General features: G+C 46.9%; 16 protein-coding genes. 11 read left to right on the plus strand and 5 right to left on the minus strand.

Annotation, left to right across the window (positions count from 1 at the left end; genetic code table 11):
• Positions 1–321 precede the first annotated feature (321 nt).
• The 3 genes from hpdB to hpdA are packed head-to-tail and all read left to right on the plus strand — an operon-like array spanning position 322 to position 4,257.
• Complete coding sequence (gene hpdB, locus AC06MN_RS10555) at positions 322–3,015, plus strand: 4-hydroxyphenylacetate decarboxylase large subunit (protein ID WP_475672340.1); 2,694 nt, start codon at positions 322–324, stop codon at positions 3,013–3,015.
• 26 nt (positions 3,016–3,041) lie between these two features.
• Positions 3,042–3,302, plus strand: coding sequence for a 4-hydroxyphenylacetate decarboxylase small subunit (hpdC, locus tag AC06MN_RS10560; RefSeq protein ID WP_475672341.1), 261 nt, complete (start codon positions 3,042–3,044; stop codon positions 3,300–3,302).
• Between the two features lie 7 nt (positions 3,303–3,309).
• Positions 3,310–4,257: a 4-hydroxyphenylacetate decarboxylase activase gene (gene hpdA, locus AC06MN_RS10565; protein WP_475672342.1), complete on the plus strand. Its 948-nt coding sequence runs from the start codon at positions 3,310–3,312 to the stop codon at positions 4,255–4,257.
• 13 nt (positions 4,258–4,270) lie between these two features.
• Here the strand turns inward: hpdA and AC06MN_RS10570 are convergent, their stop codons facing one another.
• The 3 genes from AC06MN_RS10570 to AC06MN_RS10580 all read right to left on the minus strand — a co-directional run bounded on the left by AC06MN_RS10570 (position 4,271) and on the right by AC06MN_RS10580 (position 9,682).
• Entirely contained in the window at positions 4,271–4,597 is a 327-nt protein-coding gene (locus AC06MN_RS10570; protein ID WP_475672343.1) for a T9SS type A sorting domain-containing protein, read from the minus strand.
• Positions 4,530–5,387 carry a leucine-rich repeat domain-containing protein gene (locus AC06MN_RS10575; RefSeq protein WP_475672344.1) on the minus strand — a complete coding sequence of 286 codons (858 nt, stop codon included), beginning with the start codon at positions 5,385–5,387 and terminating at the stop codon, positions 4,530–4,532. The genes AC06MN_RS10570 and AC06MN_RS10575 overlap by 68 nt, the downstream gene beginning before the upstream one ends.
• 206 nt (positions 5,388–5,593) lie before the next feature.
• Entirely contained in the window at positions 5,594–9,682 is a 4,089-nt protein-coding gene (locus tag AC06MN_RS10580; protein WP_475672345.1) for a C25 family cysteine peptidase, read from the minus strand.
• Between the two features lie 118 nt (positions 9,683–9,800).
• Between AC06MN_RS10580 and AC06MN_RS10585 the strand changes: the two genes are divergently transcribed.
• The 8 genes from AC06MN_RS10585 to AC06MN_RS10620 all read left to right on the plus strand — a co-directional run bounded on the left by AC06MN_RS10585 (position 9,801) and on the right by AC06MN_RS10620 (position 15,828).
• Positions 9,801–10,133 (plus strand): DRTGG domain-containing protein, encoded by a 333-nt coding sequence (locus AC06MN_RS10585; RefSeq protein ID WP_475672346.1) that lies wholly within the window; start codon positions 9,801–9,803, stop codon positions 10,131–10,133.
• Positions 10,134–10,242: 109 nt separating this feature from the next.
• On the plus strand, positions 10,243–11,019 hold the full coding sequence (locus AC06MN_RS10590) for a PHP domain-containing protein (protein ID WP_475672347.1): 777 nt from the start codon (positions 10,243–10,245) through the stop codon (positions 11,017–11,019).
• A gap of 4 nt (positions 11,020–11,023) precedes the next feature.
• Complete coding sequence (locus AC06MN_RS10595; protein WP_475672348.1) at positions 11,024–12,277, plus strand: PDDEXK nuclease domain-containing protein; 1,254 nt, start codon at positions 11,024–11,026, stop codon at positions 12,275–12,277.
• The gene (locus AC06MN_RS10600; RefSeq protein WP_475672349.1) at positions 12,274–12,822 is read left to right on the plus strand and encodes an ATP-binding protein; all 549 of its coding nucleotides are present in this window, start codon (positions 12,274–12,276) and stop codon (positions 12,820–12,822) included. The genes AC06MN_RS10595 and AC06MN_RS10600 overlap by 4 nt, the downstream gene beginning before the upstream one ends.
• A 217-nt stretch (positions 12,823–13,039) precedes the next feature.
• A complete protein-coding gene (locus tag AC06MN_RS10605) occupies positions 13,040–13,384 on the plus strand; it encodes a hypothetical protein (RefSeq protein WP_475672350.1) in 345 nt (114 codons plus the stop codon).
• Positions 13,385–13,409: 25 nt separating this feature from the next.
• Positions 13,410–13,823 carry an ATP-binding protein gene (locus AC06MN_RS10610; protein ID WP_475672351.1) on the plus strand — a complete coding sequence of 138 codons (414 nt, stop codon included), beginning with the start codon at positions 13,410–13,412 and terminating at the stop codon, positions 13,821–13,823.
• 117 nt (positions 13,824–13,940) lie between these two features.
• Positions 13,941–14,309, plus strand: coding sequence for a four helix bundle protein (locus AC06MN_RS10615; RefSeq protein ID WP_475672352.1), 369 nt, complete (start codon positions 13,941–13,943; stop codon positions 14,307–14,309).
• 139 nt (positions 14,310–14,448) lie between these two features.
• The gene (locus tag AC06MN_RS10620; protein ID WP_475672353.1) at positions 14,449–15,828 is read left to right on the plus strand and encodes a [Fe-Fe] hydrogenase large subunit C-terminal domain-containing protein; all 1,380 of its coding nucleotides are present in this window, start codon (positions 14,449–14,451) and stop codon (positions 15,826–15,828) included.
• Between the two features lie 138 nt (positions 15,829–15,966).
• On the opposite strand, the gene AC06MN_RS10625 is transcribed toward AC06MN_RS10620, so the two are convergent.
• Together AC06MN_RS10625 and AC06MN_RS10630 are read right to left on the minus strand one after the other, a co-directional pair.
• Complete coding sequence (locus tag AC06MN_RS10625; protein WP_475672354.1) at positions 15,967–16,146, minus strand: hypothetical protein; 180 nt, start codon at positions 16,144–16,146, stop codon at positions 15,967–15,969.
• The gene (locus tag AC06MN_RS10630; protein ID WP_475672355.1) at positions 16,143–16,967 is read right to left on the minus strand and encodes a T9SS type A sorting domain-containing protein; all 825 of its coding nucleotides are present in this window, start codon (positions 16,965–16,967) and stop codon (positions 16,143–16,145) included. Before AC06MN_RS10630 ends, AC06MN_RS10625 begins: the two co-directional genes overlap by 4 nt.
• Positions 16,968–17,129 lie beyond the last annotated feature (162 nt).

The raw sequence follows: 17,129 nt of genomic DNA on the forward strand, positions 1-17,129 counted from the left end.
AAACCATTCATTAACAAATGTATGGCGGACGCTGATAAGATGAACCACGAATTGCACGAATTTACATGAAGGGGTTTTGTCAGCAAAGCTGGTTTTTATTCGTGAGGATTAGTGAGATTCGTGGTTGGAAAAAAATTGTGACGAAAAAGACATCGCGGTTGAGAAGTTGAACCAGAATACGCAATGTGTTTAGTTTTGAATTGCCTTGATTTTTCATTCCTTCACCACGCGCGAAGCCTTTTTACGGCATTCGGCAAAAGCTATCTGAAAAATAACTATTTTTGCAACACAAAGTTAAGCAAGAATTTTTAAAATATCCCTATGACAAACGAAGAGAAACTAAACGAATTATTGAAACAACGCGGCATCAATCCCGAACAGTTGACAGCCATCACCATGGAAGACATACTGGCACAAGCCGAAGGATGCACCCATTTGATGGACATTTATTATACCCTGAAAAACACTGTGGATATGGAATATCCCTACTGGTACAACCGGGTCTGGCAGGAAAACGACGGCGACATTACGATTGTCCGCCGCGCCAAGGCCATGGCCGCCGCCTTGTCACACATGACAGTGACGATACAGCCATACGAAAAATTGGTGATGAACAAGACCCGCAACGTGCGCGGCGCTTTCCCATTCCCTTGGGTGACGGCAAGTTTTTTCAACGCACAAGCCGAAGCCCTGATGTCGGAAGCCGATGCACCAGCCTTGTCGGAAGCCGACGCTGTCTCCATTGTTGGTGAAGGAGGCGGAAACGTAACTAAAAGCTACGGGAACATCATTTCCTTGGCAAAGAAATTCGGAATCCGCAAAGAGGAAATTCCAGTCTTAGTCGAAGTTTCTAAGTCATGGAACGGCAATTCCGTAGAAGAATTGAGCAACAAATACGCCAGATATACCCCTGGTTACCAGTTGGAGCAAAACATTATGGAATCCGTGCTGTGCATGTTCGATTCCTATTGCATTCCCCAAGGACGCGAAGTGATGAACTACTACCTGCCGCTACAGTACGGTTGGGACGGCATCATTGCCTTGTGCGACCAACGCATCGAAGAGACTATGGGTGAATCCGACGGCGACGGCATTCTCGGCATGGGACGCGGCTATTATTATGTGGCCATGAAAATCATCGCCCAAGGCATGAGCAAATGGTGTCAGAACTATGCCGACCGCGCCCATTATCTTGCCAGCATTGAAACCGATGCCGTTTTCAAGAAGAATTACGAAGAAATCGAAGCTGTGATGGCGCACATTGCACACAAGGCTCCGCAGACTTTCCGTCAGGCACTACAATTGACCTTGGCCTGTCATTACGGCGTGGTGAACGAAGACCCGCAATCGGGACAGTCCATCGGCCGTATCGGACAGGTATTGCAGCCATTCTACGAAAAAGACATCCGTGAAGGCATTACAACGGAAGAAGAAGTGATTGAACTATTGGAATTCTACCGCATCAAAATCACCTGCATCGAATGTTTCGCATCTGCCGGCGTGACAGGCGGCGTGCTTTCGGGCAACACCTTCAACAACCTTTCGCTCGGCGGTCTCAACCGCGATGGTCTGAGTGCGGTAACGCCTCTTGAATATCACATCATCGAAGCCGGTATGCGATGCAGGACAACCCAACCTACGCTGTCAATCTTGTATGACGAGAAAACTCCGGAATCATTCCTGATGAAGGCGGCCAGCTGCACCAAACTTGGCATGGGCTACCCTGCTTGGATGAACAACCAGACGGGCATGAATTTCATGATGATGAATTACGGTCCAGAAGGCATGAACCTGCAAGATGCCCGCGCATGGTGCCTGGGCGGTTGCTTGGAGTCTTCGCCCAGCTGCTTCCTGCCTTTGGAATACGATGGCAAAATCACATGGATTCCAGGCGGAGCTGGTCCGACGGCTGGTAGCGGCGTTCATTTCGTCGGTCTCCCGAAAGTGCTTGAATTGGTGTTGACCAACGGATACGACCACCGCATGAAACGCCAGATTCTTCCGGCACATAACCGCAAACTCGACAGCCTCGAAGCCGTGCAGGAGGAATGGGTGAATTACCTGAAACAGATTATCGATGTAGTCAACAAGGTGAACAACTTGCAAATGGACATTTGGCGCAAGCATTGTATGCCGATTGTCAATTCGCTGCTCAAACCCGATTGCTTCACCAAAGGCCGCGACCTCGGCATGATGGGCGGACGCTACAATGCCACCATCAATTTTGAATCCTGCGGAACCATCACATTCGTCAACGCGCTGTCATCATTATATAAGAATGTGTATAAAGACAAAAAATACACATTGGAACAAATGTTGGAAGCCATGTTGCACAATTTCGGTTTCAAGACATCATACGAGACAGGCGTATTCTCGCCTGATTTCCGCGAAGCCACCGACGAAGCCAGCAAATACGCGCAGATTTTCGCCGACTGCCTGAACGCGCCGAAATTCGGCAATGCCGACTGGGAAGCCGACCAATTCCTGAAATGGTATGAAGACACCATGTTTGGCCTGACACGTTCCTTCCAATCGTATTACGGGAAACCGCTGTACATGTGCCAGATTTCGGTTTCCACCCACGGCCCACAAGGTTTTGTGACTTTGGCCGATGCCGCAGGCCGTTTGGCCGGAACCACCTATTCCGACGGATCCGTTTCCGCCGCTGCCGGAACCGACAAGAACGGCATTTATGCGATTTTCGAATCGGCAACGGTTTACGACCACGGCACACAGCAGAATGCCCAGATGAACCTCAAGCTGCATCCCTCGGCAGTAAATGGTGTTCAGGGAACCCGCAAACTGTTGGACATTGTACGCGCTTATATGCGCAAGGGCGGATTCCATGTGCAGTTTAACATTGTGGATTCAAAGACCCTCCGCGATGCTCAAGCCAAGCCTGAAAACTACCGTGACCTGATGGTTCGTGTGGCCGGTTTCACGCAATATTGGTGCGAAATAGGCAAACCTATTCAGGACGAAGTGATATACAGGACAGAATACGAAAATGCGTAACCGTCAACAATTTTAATTCAATGATTATGAAACACATAGATTGCAAAAATTACATATATTTGGATTGTGAAAAAGGAATGTGCGCCCTTTCGAAAGCAATATTGCCCATCGATGGAAAAGGAAGCGATGCTTGTCCACGTTTCGTGACAGCGGAAAAATGCGGCTGCTGCCTACATTTCACCAACCCTGATTCACACAACCTGGGAACTTGCAACGGCTTTGAAAAAGAAAACTGGACGTATGCATCCTGTGGTGCTGCCTCCTGCGAACATTTCAAAATGAAATAATTCCAAGATGACGGATTCAAGCAACATCCAAGCCGTCCTTTTCGACATTCAGGCCTTTTCGGTACACGATGGGCCTGGGTGTCGGACAACTGTCTTTTTTTCAGGCTGTCCATTACGCTGCCGCTGGTGTTCCAATCCTGAAAATTTCACGGTTCATCCGCATCTGATGTTTGCGCAGCGGGTCTGCAAATGGACTTCGGGATGCCGTGCCTGTACACAGCGTTGTCCACGAAACGGACTGGTTTTCACTGAAAAAGGGCCAGAGGTGCAATGGGAGATTTGCCGCAAGTGCCATACTTTCGAATGTTCCAGTGCCTGTGCATCGAGTGCGCTGAAAGTATGTGGCAAGTATTATTCCGTCGACGAACTCATGTCGGTGCTGAAACGCGATTTCAACAACTGGGGAAGCGAAGGCGGCGTCACTTTCAGCGGTGGCGACCCATTGCTCCATGCGGAGTTCCTGAAGGCCGTTTTGGTAGAATGTAAAAAACTGCAAATCCATACGGCTGTGGAGACTTCGGCCTGCGTGCCAGAAAGCACGCTTCTCGACATCATGCCTCTGGTCGATTTCGCATTTGTGGATATGAAAAACATGGACGACGAAAAGCACAAAGCCGGGACTTCCGTTTCCAACAGACTTATTCTAAGCAACATTTCCGCACTGAAAGCCTCGGATTGGCAGGGACGGTTAGTGTTGCGTTATCCAGTCATCAGCGGATACAATGATTCCGAAGCAAACGCCATCCGCCTAATCGATTTCATGAAAGAAAACGGATTGTTTGAAGTCAACATTCTGAAATTCCATCGTTTAGGACAGACCAAATGGGAACAATTGGGATACACCTACGATTATGCAGCAAGCGGCGACGTGGATGATGAAACACTGCAACGTCTGCAATCCGTTTACCTTGACCACGACATTTTGTGCTACATTGGCGACAAAACGCCATTCTGAATCAATCCTGTTTTTATTGTTTCACCACGCGCGAAGCCTTTTTGCGGCCTTCGGCAGCCGTAGTAACAATGAAATACACGCCCGATGCCTGTTTTGAGAAATCGAGGCAGGCATTTTCGTTTTCCGTCTCCATGCTGATGATTTTCCGACCTTGCACATCGTAGACCGCCACACTATTCAAGCCTTGGCACGAAACATGCAATTGATCGGCAACAGGATTCGGATATACCGCAAAATCATCAGTCTCAAGTTCATTTACCGCATCGAGGTCGTCAATGATGTTGGTGAAGTTTGTCCAGCCCGGAGTCTCTTCGTACAGCGGCTTTGTTCCGCATGGCACATGAACAGGGAATGTCGAAATCGACGTATGAAAAGACAGCAGGCGGGCTGTATGGCGGCGCAAGAGCATCTATTTTTATGTATGTCAAGCCCGAACACCCACCAAAAGCCAAACTGCCAATATTATTCAAAGTACTCGGCAACTCCAACCCTGTCACGGCATCACATTTTGCGAATGCATCTTTCCCGATTTTCATCACGCCCTCGGGCAAGGTGACAGTCCCTGTGAAGCCACATTCATAGAAACAGGAATTGGGAATTTCCGCCAATGGCGCCTGCATATCGAGGCTTGTGAAAGCACACCTATAGAATGCATTTTCTCCAATCGAAGTCACCGACTGAGGGATGACCAGTGGTCCTGTCAGATCAAGAATATACCAGAAAGCAGATTCTCCAATACGTTCCAACGACTCCGAAAGCGTAACGCTTGTAAAAGTTGAAAGCGAAAAAGCATAATCACCGATAGCGACAACCGTATTAGGAATCACCAATTTACCATTCTTCTCACTGAACATATTAAAGTGTTGGAATGCCTGGTCGGCAATCGAAACCACTTCGTAGAGACGGAATGTGTGGGTGGTATCGGCGGCCATTTCGGGAATAATCAAGTCGCCACCCTGTGGCGAAGCCTCGCTATTTACGACCTCCGCCTGTGGCGGATTGGACGAAAGGATTTTGTAATAAAGCGTATGGCCTGGCCCGCAACCCGAAGCAAAATCGTAATCAACATTCTGCGCCATCGTCCCAACCGAAACGAGCAGGGCGGTAATGAATAAGGTTAAGTGTTTCATTTTATATATATTTATAATTTATTGTATTCCACTATTTTAAATGTAACGATGATAATTCCATGGTATGCAAAACAGAACACCCACAACCTGTGGGTCATTGGAAACTAAATTCATAACATGTTTACTCATAATTCCTTTTTTCTTTCCAAATCATAAATTATCACCCGCAAAATGATAAAAACTTATTTCAAATCATTCAACACGCCTTATTTTCTAATCAGTTTTCCAGTTCTAATGGTTTCATCAGTCTGCAAAACAATCAGATACAGTCCGCTGGGCAAAGCCTCTGATGAAAAACGGAATTGCGCCGTGTGGTCGCTGATGGTCGCCTTTTGCATCATCATGCGTTGACCGACAGCATTGTAAACGGAAAGCACAGCTTGCTGGCCTTCAACATCATGCGCCATTACGAGGAAAGCATCAGTGGCAGGATTGGGATAAACCGTCAGACCTTCCATAGCCGGATTTTCATCCACGCAAAACATCACGTTTACTGGCAAAGGCAACGATTCGGCATAATCGCCGCAGCGCGTATAGGCTCGAACCGAAATTTCGGCATCGGTCGCAAAGGTGAAGCGGTTCCATTTCACCGTGGCTTCCGTCCCATGGCCAATGATTTCGCCTGTTTCGGCTGGCGACAAAAACCATTCGTAGGAAACGGCATTTTCGACTGGCGGAATCGAATAGTGGCCTATCAAGGTGGAATCGAGCAGGATTTCCGTTTCACCTTCGGGCTGAGGCATATAGGCTATCTCAGGCGATTCAAAAGTGACCGTCACAGTATCAGACGGATAATTTACCTGGAGGTCTTCATAATACTGTCTAGCCCTCATACGAAGCACAACATAACCACGTTCAATATCGTCATCAGACGGCGCATAGGACGCATGTAAAGAATATATGTTATACAAGTTACCGCTACCAATCTCATTAAACCATGTCACGCTTTTAACGCCATACGCATAACTATCCTTCAAGGCAAAAGGAGCCGGACATGTCGAAAAATCAGGGCCAGCGGAGAAAGTGCTGTTTTCGCCATGCGGAAGCGTGACAAAGTCAATGGCCGCATAATCACCGGCATAATTTTCAGTGTTGCCTTTTTCATAAATCCATGTACAAGTCGCACCGGCAGGGACAAAGAAAGAAACACGTGTCCAATCTTTCGTACCGTCAGCACTCAACATAAGCGTGGCATCAACGTAGAAATTCAGCGAATTGCCCTCATGCCCCGACAGACGGTAATAAAACGAAATGGAATCATCGGCACCACTTGGAACAAAGTACGAAAACATATTGATATCTATATCATCAGAAAGCGGTTGCGAAGCACAACAGTAATTGCCTTCGTAAGGCTCGACATCGGTCACCGCCCAATAGCCGAAATTCTGCCAGATGTTGAAGAACCAATAATTCGTATCAAGGCTGCCCAATTCGAAATCCTCAACCTTATTGCGTCCCAACGGAGCCTGAAATTGAACCCGATTGGCATAACTGCCGTTTTCGCCCGCCTCGCAATTGACATGCGCATAAAACACAATACCATTTGGAGCCGAATCCAAGGCCTCGACAGCCAAGGAAACGCTTGCACTTTGCTGAGGTTCAATGCTCTGAATCACAGCGGTATCGGCTAAAACCACAAAATCATTCAACATGTCAGCCCAAACCTTGACATCTTTTGCCAGCCCATTGCCAACATTCTGAATTTCAACCGATATTGTAGCTGTTTCGCCCACACCTAAGGTTCCATCATTGGTTTGCAAAACCATTTCGGAAACTTGCAACGCCGGCACGCAAACCGGAATTTCAAACGCACGTTCCGCGTACGAATCGTCGCATTGCGCCACTACCGTAATACCTGAATTTGCATTTTCCGAAGTCACATCTTTCACCATAAATTCAAAGGCATTTTCAATCAGCAGCGTTTCGTTGGGCTCAATATCGGCAAAAAGCGACAATTCTTTTGTAATATTCAGACAATCTGATTTTTCGAATAAGAACACAGTCCCATGACGTGAGGTCGTACCACCGATATTTCTCACCGTTACATCGAAAGAATTGCTTTCGCCTGCACACAGCGAACCTGAATGTGGCACCACATTTTCGACGGCCAGGAATGCGGTTTCAGGCTTCACGACCTCCAAATGACGCTCAAAACGCTGATAGTTCTGACCCGTTACCGTGAGGATGATTTTCGTTCCCAACGGGAAAAGCGGCAACTCTATCGTTTGCGACAAGCCTGTTGCTGGGACGAGTGAAACAAGTTCCACATCACCATCTTCAAGTTCCTTGCAAAAGGCTATCGTTGTATTTTGAGGCGCAGAAATCCTGAACGCCGTAACCCCTTCATACAGCGCCGGCTGATAGGATACGTTCATCTCCTGCGGCACCTCGGTATGCACCCTCAGAAAAGCATCGCAAAACGAAGTGAACATCTTATAGGTTATCGCCTTTTTCCCGTGATGCGTCACCCAACTGTTACGTGCCAGAAAGTACTTCCCCGCAACATTGCCGAAGGCTGGAAGACAATCACCTACATGGTCGGAATAATGCTCGACATCAGGCATAAAATCACTATCAAACATATCGAACACACCCCAAGTCAGCAGATCGTTGACAAAGGTGTACGATGGTCCCGTCGGGGCAATCGCGCCGATTGCGCCAGCTGTCGCGCCATCCTTAGTATGTTTGAGCAAGGCTTCCACGAGGCAGTCGCTGCCAAAATCGAAACGCCCTGTCGAGCAGTTGATTGACATGACGAATGGCAGCCGTCCGTGGTTATCAAGAACGCTCACCGAACCGTTGTCGAAGTGCGGCATTTCCCAACCTGTCTCATAACCGTGGTCGCGGTGCAGCGCCATGAACGCCCCCGCATTTATGGCATTGATAATCTGTGCATCGGTGCCGCCCGTCCAGCCGCCCAACTCCGAAGGATGCGCGGGCAGATAGCCCTGACCATCTGGGCCGAAATACGATACTATGGTCGGCGTGTTATAGGCCGCCGTCGACCACACCTCGTCGGGCGTTCCTTCCAGAATCTCGTTCACACGTACCGGTTCCTTGCCCTGCTTCCGCCAATAGCCGCCTACGACTTCGGCGCAAAGCTGGAACCACGATGAGGTCTGCCAGCAGCAGGCCGTAAGCGGATGCTGATAGAACGACAGTTCGATATTGGGATTTAACTCATAGTCAATCTGCTTTTCAACCATAACAGACAATTCATCAGCTGTTGAAGCCGGCAAGCGTGAAACGCAGATGTCTGGCAAGTCGCCAAAGTCCATGTAGTATATGCAGGAATAATAATTGTCGCTCACGCACTGACCAATCTCGGGATGGCTAACGTAATACGACGGAATGTTGCAGCTTAGATCCGTGCCGTGGTCGGCGGCAAGGCAAATCGCGACGGGCGGAATGTCCCAAGTCAGATAGGCATCATTAATCCAAGCGTCCAGTTCATCGGCACTGCTCACGCCAATTTCGTCCAAGCGTATCACTTCGGTCAGTATGCCTTGCTTCATGCGAAAGTTCTTGAGTTGGTTGGCAATGGCGACATAATCATCATTATTCGGGACTATTATCAGGTATTCGCAACCCGTGGCCTTTTCATTCAGCCAGCTTTTCATTCGGGCGGCATAGTCGATTTTAGGCAAAACGTTGTAATTTACAATGTTCCGTTCCAGAATTGCATCCCAATAAGGAGAGCGAAGACGATTTTCGCCAAAATTTTCCCCGCCTTCAAAGTTCAGTTCCAATTCGATATTGCGGCAGACCTGCAACTGTTTTGTAATCGGGTTGAACTGCACTGGAAAAAGACTCAGCGCCACGACATCGACACCGCGCAGGGCGAAAGGTTCGCTTACATCTACGTTTTGCAATGGATAGAATGCATTCACGGCATAAATCTCCGCATCCTTTTCATAGTCTGCATTGGCTTTTTCCAAGTCAGAAACAATGCCTAAGGATGGCGCAAGGTTCACATTCTCAAAGGTTTCCATTTCCATTCCAACAACATTCACGCTCACTTTTGCGCCATGCGGCACGGCCACAAAACTGCTGATGCAGGGCACATTAGGCGCGTCTTTTTCGGCTGGTAGCATGAAGCCCGCCATGCTGAAGGTCTGCATCTCCTCACCTTTATAATTAAAGGTAGTCATGGAGAAATCCTTTGTCTCGAAATGGATTTTCAGCCCTGAAGGAGTGCTTTCCGTTACCTGAATGCCGTTGGGCTGAGCTGTCAGTGAATTAGGTTGACAAATAAAAATTGCAATTATGCCGATTAACAATAATAATTTCCTCATTTTCAATAGAGTTTAAAATTTCATCGGCAAAAATAAGAAAAATAAAGAATTATTTTCATTTCTAAAAAAATATCTATTAAATTTGCCGTCAGTTTTCACAAATCATATTTTTTACAAAATGAAAGTACAAGAATTAGTAGACAAACTGGGACTTAAAGTCCTGTCAGGAGCCAACGGGCTTGACCGCGAAATCGACGGTTGCTATATCTCCGACCTTTTGAGCGATGTGATGGGCAACGCCATGGAAGGCAACATTTGGATTACATTGCAGACCCACAAAAACGTGATGGCTGTCGCTTCACTGAAAGAATTGGCCTGCATCATTCTGGTGAAAGACCTCGTTCCGAATGCCGAAACCATCGAGCAAAGCAACGACGACGGTCTGCCTGTGCTGCAAACCTCGCTGCCGACCTACGAAATTGCCGGATTAGTGTATAATCTGTTACATTAGGCAATTGGACGATTATTTGACAATTGGACTATTAGACATTTTGACGATTTGACGAATCTAAAAAATCCATAAGTCCACAAGTCTAAAAGTCCACAAGTCAAAAGAAAAAATGGAACTCAAAGCATATAGGGCCGATTTGCACCTGCACACTGTACTTTCGCCGTGCGGCGACTTGTACATGAGTCCGAGTGCCATCATCGAGCAAGCCAAGAAGCTGCACCTCGATGTCATCGCCATTTGTGACCACAACACGACACGGCAGGTCAAGGTGGCACAGAAAATCGGGCGCGACAACGGCATTCTGGTCATCGGCGGCGTTGAAATCACCACGCAGGAAGAAGCCCATGCCCTCGCCTACTTCGAGACCGATGAACAACTCGACAAGTTTCAGGAGTTCCTCGACGAGCATCTTCCACACATTCCGCTTGATGAGGATAAATTTGGTTATCAGCTTATTGTAGATGAAAACGAGGAAGTCGTTGGTGAAGAGGAATGGCTGCTTTGGTCGGCTCTGGACGCTGATTTGGACACGCTCTACGACAAGGTTCACGAAATCGGCGGTCTTTTCGTTCCGGCCCATGTCAACAAGCCTGCCAGCAGCTTGATGAGCCAGTTGGGTTTCATTCCGCCCGACCTCAAGGCCGATGCACTGGAAATATCGAAGCACGTCAAGAAAGAGGATTTTCTGAAGAAATTCGCCTATCTGAAACGTTTCAATTTCACCAAAAGCAGCGATGCCCATTTCCTGCACATCATCGGCGAAGTGCATTGCGTGCTTTACATGTACGACAAGACTTTCGATGAGTTCCGCAAGACCCTGCACGGCGAAGACGGAAGATACATTGACACTGAGCCGAAGGAAAAACTGCAATTGCTGTTTGGATAAAGAAATGAAAGAAGCACATCCCCCATATAAAGACATCACAAATTCAGAGACTTTCACCAAAGCCATTGAACTTCTGAATTATGAAATTGCCACCGCACAAGTCAAAGTCATGGCGGCGGCAAATGCCCAATTGCTGTTGCATTATTGGAAAATGGGACTTTACATTTTGGAAATACAGAAAAAGTCTGGTTGGGGCGCCAAAGTAATTAGCAAACTGTCCGATGCCATCAGAAAATCCAATCCAAACAAGAAAGGTTATTCTACTCGCAATCTGACCTACATGTGCCAATTTGCAAAGCTTTATCCGCTCAATATCATACAACTATTAAGCGCCAGAGAAGCAGAAATGTCGATTCCCGACACGAAAGCCATCCTGCAAACAGCCAAAGAAATTGAAGAAATTGAATTTGCGCAGGAACTTCATGCGCAAATTGGAACCTCAACATCAATTACGCAGGAGGTTCCTGCGCAAATAGAAGAAATATTCCTCAAATCTCCTATTGCACGCACCAACTGGGCAAGTCATCAAGTGCTGATGGACAGCAAATTATCATTAGGAATCAGATTCTGGTACATGTTAGGATGCCCAAATTTCGGCTGGAGCAGCAACATCCTTGATTTACAAATAAAATCAGGTTTGTTTCAAAGACAGATTCTTGCTAAAAAACACACCAACTTTCAGCGCACTTTACCAAAGCCTCAGAGTGATTTGGCCAATTATCTGCTCAAGGATCCATATATTTTCGACATAACGGAATCGCAAAAAGCCATGGACGAAAGAGATATTGAAAATCAATTGGTTACTCATGTCACAAATTATCTTTTGGAGATGGGAAATGGCTTTTCCTTTGTCGCAAGGCAAAAGCACTTTGAAATTGGAGGCGAAGATTTCTTTGCCGATTTAATTCTTTACAACATCAAGCTACACGCATACGTTGTCATCGAACTGAAAGCTCGTAAATTCAAGCCAGGCGATGCCGCCCAACTGAATTTCTATATGAATGTTGTAAACGACAAACTAAAAGGAGAAGGTGATAATGACACCATCGGCATCGTGTTGTGCCAAGGCAAAAGCGAAATCATGGCTGATTATGTATTAAAAGGATACAATCAACCTATTGGCATTAGCGACTATCAAATGAGCAAGGCCATACCAGAAGAACTAAAAAGCACACTTCCAACAATAGAAGATATCGAACGTGAACTATCCGAATTACAAACAGATAAAAAAATCACTTCATCAAAAGAAGAAAAATGAAAGAACTATCACTCCATGTATATGACCTGATGGAAAACTCCACGGCGGCCAACTCGACCCTCGTAGAGCTCACCATCCGCGACAGTCTCAAGGACAACATCTATGCCTTCACCATCAAGGACAACGGCAAAGGCATGAGTCCGGAGTTTCTCGCCAAGGTCACCGACCCCTGGACCACCACGCGCAAGACGCGCAAAGTCGGCCTCGGGCTACCCCTTATTAAAATGAACACCGAAAACGCAGGCGGCGGCATGAAGATTGAAAGCACCGTCGGCGTGGGCACCACACTCAATTTCTGGTTCCAACACGACCACCTCGACCGACCGCCGATGGGTGACTTGGCAGGTTCGCTCGTCATGCTTTTCTCTGCCCACGAAGACATTCATTTCATCTACACCCACATCACTGATGACGGCGAATTTGTTTTCGACACCGACGAAATCAAGGAAGCCTTGGACGGAATGCCGATGAACGATGTCCACATCATGCAATACCTGAAGGAAATGATTCAGGAAAACCTGAAGGAAATCAATTATAACGACTAATATTTTAATTTCGAACATGGAAATACATGAATTGACACACAGAAAAAGATTTGATTATTAGCTGTTGGCTATTGGCAACTGGCTTCTGGCTAAACAAATCATTAAACGAGAAGCAACTTCTTACATAATGCCAAGTGAGCCAAAAGCTAAAGACCAAAAGCCAAAAGCAACATTTTACAATAGAAATCATGTAATTCCTTAAACATTTGTAAACCAAATGACTATCAAACAAATTTCAGAACTCTTGGAAGCCAAGGTGCTTTGCGGCGCAGACCGTTTGGACGAAGAAAATGACATTGTCTTCGCATCCGATTTGATGAGCGAGGTGCTCACCATCGGCGACCACAGTCCTATCCTTTTGACCGGCCTCTGCAATATGCAGACCATCCGCACCTGCGAAATGGGCAACCTCGATGTCATTGTGCTTGTGCGCAAGAAAAAAGCCACGGAGGAAATGATTGAGGAAGCGGAAGACGAAGGCATGGTCCTTATGGAATGTGATTTTTCAATGTTTAAGGCTTGCGGTATCCTATATTCGGCAGGCCTCAATTCAATTTACTAAGTATCAACTAAAAAAACAAAACATCATGCATTTCGAATACCAAGTTTACGAAGCGGACTTTGTGAATGCCGGAGCAGCCTCAAGCGCCATCAAGAAGACGCTGAAGCAGCTCAACATCAACCCGAGCATCATCAAGCGGGTTGTGGTGGCGCTATACGAAGCCGAGGTGAACGCCATAGCACATGCCTACGGCGGCACCATCTACGCCGACATTGAACCGGACAAAATCACGGTGAAAATCGTCGACACAGGCCCTGGCATCCCCGACATCGACTGGGCCATGCAGGAAGGCAACTCAACGGCCTCGCCCGAAGTCCGCGACATGGGATTCGGAGCCGGCATGGGTTTGCCCAACATAAAGAAAAACGTCGACAAACTCAACGTAAGTTCCACCGTCGGTGTCGGAACGACCGTTGAAATGGAAGTCAACTTTGTTTGACATTTCGACGATTGGACTTTTAGACATTTTGACTATTAGACTTTTAGACTATTTGACTATTAGACTATTAGACATTTTGACTATTAGACTTTTTTGACAATTTGAAATTATTTAATTATGCATAATTTTGAAAAACTGACGATATGGAAAGATGCTCAGGATTTGGCTGTTGACATTTACAAAATGTTTATTGACAATCGTGACTGGGGTTTCAAAGATCAGATTCAAAGAGCTGCCGTATCCATTTCAAATAATATTGCAGAAGGTTCAGAGTACGACTCTGACAAAGTCTTTATCAGATATTTGAATATTGCCAAAGGCAGCTGCGGCGAAGTCAGAAACATGTTTCACTTATGTCCTAAAATCGGCTATCTTAATTCATCAACTGCCAACATCTACATTGAAAAGTCAAAAGGACTGTCAAACAAGATAGCGAATTTCATCACAACCCTTGAAAATGGGAACAACAATCCACCCACTCCCTAATGCCATCAATCAATTTATCCAAATGTCAAAGAGTCAAAAATTCCGCAAGCCCACAAGTCCAACTGTCCACAAGTCTAAATGTCCACAAGTCTAAATGTCCACAAGTCAAAAAAAGTATAACTAAACAAGAATAGCACACATGGAAAAGACCCCTTTCTTTCACGCCTTATCAATCGATGAAGATGCTTGCATCGGCTGCTCGCATTGCATGAAATCGTGCCCCACCGAGGCCATCCGCGTCCGCGAGGGCAAAGCCGTCTTCCTGCCCGACAAATGCGTCGACTGCGGCAACTGCTTCAAAGCCTGCCCGACACACGCCATTTACGTTGAACAAGACGACTTCGATTCCATCTTCAATTTCCCGTGCCGCGTTGCCATCGTCCCCGCCATTTTCATGGGACAATTTCCAAACGACATTTCCGTTTCGCGCATCTACGGCATCTTGAAGGAAATCGGATTCACCCACGTGATTGAAGCCGAGTCGTCCATACCGATTTACACGGCAGCCAAAAACAAATACGCCATCGAGCATCCCGACATCAGGCCGCTCATCTCGACATTCTGTCCGGCCATTGTGCGGCTGATTCAAGTCAGGTTTCCAAGCCTTGTCGAAAACCTGATTCCTTTGAAAGCGCCTATCGACATCACTGCTAAGTATATCAGACGGAAAATCAAGAAGGAATATGAATTGAACGACGACCAGATTGGCTTGTTCTACATCACGCCATGCGCTGCGAAAATTGCAGCCGTAAAAGCACCTGTGGGCGAAGAAAAATCGAGCGTTGACGGGGTTATCAACATGGATTCGCTCTACAACCGCGTCTACAAGAAAATCAAGGAACAAGGAAAGAAATTCAAGGAACAGAAGCTGCCTATTTCACAGCTTTCCGCTGATGGCGTACTGACTTCACTCACCAACGGCGAGCGTCGCCTTACCAACGTGCAGCACTCCTACGCCATTGACGAAATCGCAAACGTTACCGAATTTCTTGAAAAACTGGAAAACGATGAAATAGAAGACGTCGATTTCCTTGAACTCCGCGCCTGCGACCAAAGCTGCCCTGGCGGCATACTCACCTGTGACAACCGTTTCATCATTTGCGAACGTGTCTTCGAAAGAGGCCGCAAGATTGCCGACCGCGAACGAAAAGGCGAACAGACCAAAGACCACGAAATGGAACAGGAGCGTGTTTACCTTTCACGCAATCTTCACGTCGACCCAATCAAGCCACGCTCCATGCTCGTCTTGGACGAAGATATTGCGAAAGCCTTGGAAAAAATGAAGAAAATCAACGAAATAAGGGTTATGCTTCCACAAACCGACTGCGGCATTTGCGGTGCGCCGACTTGCGATGCCCTGGCTCACGACATCGTTTGCCAAAACGCCGAACTCACCGATTGCGTATTCATCCAACGCAACCTTGAAGCCCGCGGCAACATGGATGTTGAAGAATCAATGAAGATCATGGAAGTGATTTGGGGTGCCGACAAGATGAACAACTATGTGAAGAAAAAGTAACCAAGAATTCTGTTATTAGGAAATTCACCACTACAGAAAAGGCCGACTCTTGATTTGAGCCGACCTTTTTCAATATCTTTACGCTTTGGGTTTTACAGCCTCACTTCTCCGTACACCCCTTCGCACTCGCGGACTTAATCAGAATGATGCGGTGACGGGTTTCCTCGTCCATCTCCGTTGTGTCGTTGTAGACTGGAACTTGAATTTGCGTTTCGCTTTCGGCTTGCGAGGGACTTGGCCGGCTGCCTTTTTCCTGGCATCCCACCAGCAGGCCGCCACTGCTGCCGTGAGGATGAGGCTATTTATTGGCTTTTTCATTGCTTCACCACCTTCTGCACGCACTTTTGCCCATCCTTGCCGATGGCGGTGACGAAGTAAAGCCCCGAAGGAAGGTCTGAAATGTCCATCGTGAGGCTTTCCGTGCCGTTGCCCTGCTTGGTGCCGACAAGCTGCCCCGTGACGCTGTAAAGCCTGGCTTCGGATAGCTGTTCGCCCGTTAGGGTAAACGAGTCGTTGGCAGGGTTGGGATGGATGGCTACAAACGGCTCGCCGTCCTCTTCAACGCCCCAGGTGAGGTCGGTCTGGCCCCAGCGCAACGGATAGTCGGGAATGGTGCAGTAGGCCATGCAGTCACAAAAAGCATACACCAATTCATATTCTCCGTATGATGGATGATGACCATGACCATCTATATAGAAATAGATTTTAGCCCATGCATAATAGTTATCATTACCATCAACTTTGTGAAAACCAATCATTTTTTCCATATAGTTGGAATCCCAAAGCAGCTGCCATGGACTGTTTGAAACACCCCATCCTGCTGGATATGGCGGATTTGAAACGACAGTGTCGTGTTCGAAGATGTTGTCAAAATTTGGACGGAAAGTCCATTCCGACGAAGCTGTCGTTATGTAGACATGACGCATCAATGGAGATGTCGGTTCTTTTCTTATAAATATGAGAAAATCCATTGTTCCGTTATGGTCAAGGTCTATCTTCAAGGTATCATTGTTGTCAAGGGCTTCCAATTGTGCTACACCAAGGTCCGGCTCAAAGTCGGTGTAGATGATTCCGCCCTCTTGGGCGTATGCAAATGCCATTGACGAAATGGCAAGCAGCGTTATTAGTAATCTTTCCATATTATGATATTTTGTTGGTTTAGGGGACTTCTATTTTTAACATTTTCGCGCTATCCCTCTGAACTTCGTGAAGTCCGTTAGCCAAAATTCAAAGTGAACAACGCGGCAAATATATGAATTTTTCTTCTATTTTCTAACTTTTCATCATTATTTTATGGTGTG

The sequence above is a fragment of the Candidatus Limimorpha sp. genome (assembly GCF_056203535.1).

Excerpts from the sequence above, each read along its gene's own strand:
- hpdB (WP_475672340.1), top strand. The coding sequence starts at position 322 with ATGACAAACGAAGAGAAACTAAACGAATTATTGAAACAACGCGGCATC.
- hpdC (WP_475672341.1), top strand. The coding sequence starts at position 3,042 with ATGAAACACATAGATTGCAAAAATTACATATATTTGGATTGTGAAAAA.
- hpdA (WP_475672342.1), top strand. The coding sequence starts at position 3,310 with ATGACGGATTCAAGCAACATCCAAGCCGTCCTTTTCGACATTCAGGCC.
- AC06MN_RS10575 (WP_475672344.1), bottom strand. The coding sequence starts at position 5,387 with ATGAAACACTTAACCTTATTCATTACCGCCCTGCTCGTTTCGGTTGGG.
- AC06MN_RS10580 (WP_475672345.1), bottom strand. The coding sequence starts at position 9,682 with ATGAGGAAATTATTATTGTTAATCGGCATAATTGCAATTTTTATTTGT.
- AC06MN_RS10585 (WP_475672346.1), top strand. The coding sequence starts at position 9,801 with ATGAAAGTACAAGAATTAGTAGACAAACTGGGACTTAAAGTCCTGTCA.
- AC06MN_RS10590 (WP_475672347.1), top strand. The coding sequence starts at position 10,243 with ATGGAACTCAAAGCATATAGGGCCGATTTGCACCTGCACACTGTACTT.
- AC06MN_RS10595 (WP_475672348.1), top strand. The coding sequence starts at position 11,024 with ATGAAAGAAGCACATCCCCCATATAAAGACATCACAAATTCAGAGACT.
- AC06MN_RS10600 (WP_475672349.1), top strand. The coding sequence starts at position 12,274 with ATGAAAGAACTATCACTCCATGTATATGACCTGATGGAAAACTCCACG.
- AC06MN_RS10605 (WP_475672350.1), top strand. The coding sequence starts at position 13,040 with ATGACTATCAAACAAATTTCAGAACTCTTGGAAGCCAAGGTGCTTTGC.
- AC06MN_RS10610 (WP_475672351.1), top strand. The coding sequence starts at position 13,410 with ATGCATTTCGAATACCAAGTTTACGAAGCGGACTTTGTGAATGCCGGA.
- AC06MN_RS10615 (WP_475672352.1), top strand. The coding sequence starts at position 13,941 with ATGCATAATTTTGAAAAACTGACGATATGGAAAGATGCTCAGGATTTG.
- AC06MN_RS10620 (WP_475672353.1), top strand. The coding sequence starts at position 14,449 with ATGGAAAAGACCCCTTTCTTTCACGCCTTATCAATCGATGAAGATGCT.
- AC06MN_RS10625 (WP_475672354.1), bottom strand. The coding sequence starts at position 16,146 with ATGAAAAAGCCAATAAATAGCCTCATCCTCACGGCAGCAGTGGCGGCC.
- AC06MN_RS10630 (WP_475672355.1), bottom strand. The coding sequence starts at position 16,967 with ATGGAAAGATTACTAATAACGCTGCTTGCCATTTCGTCAATGGCATTT.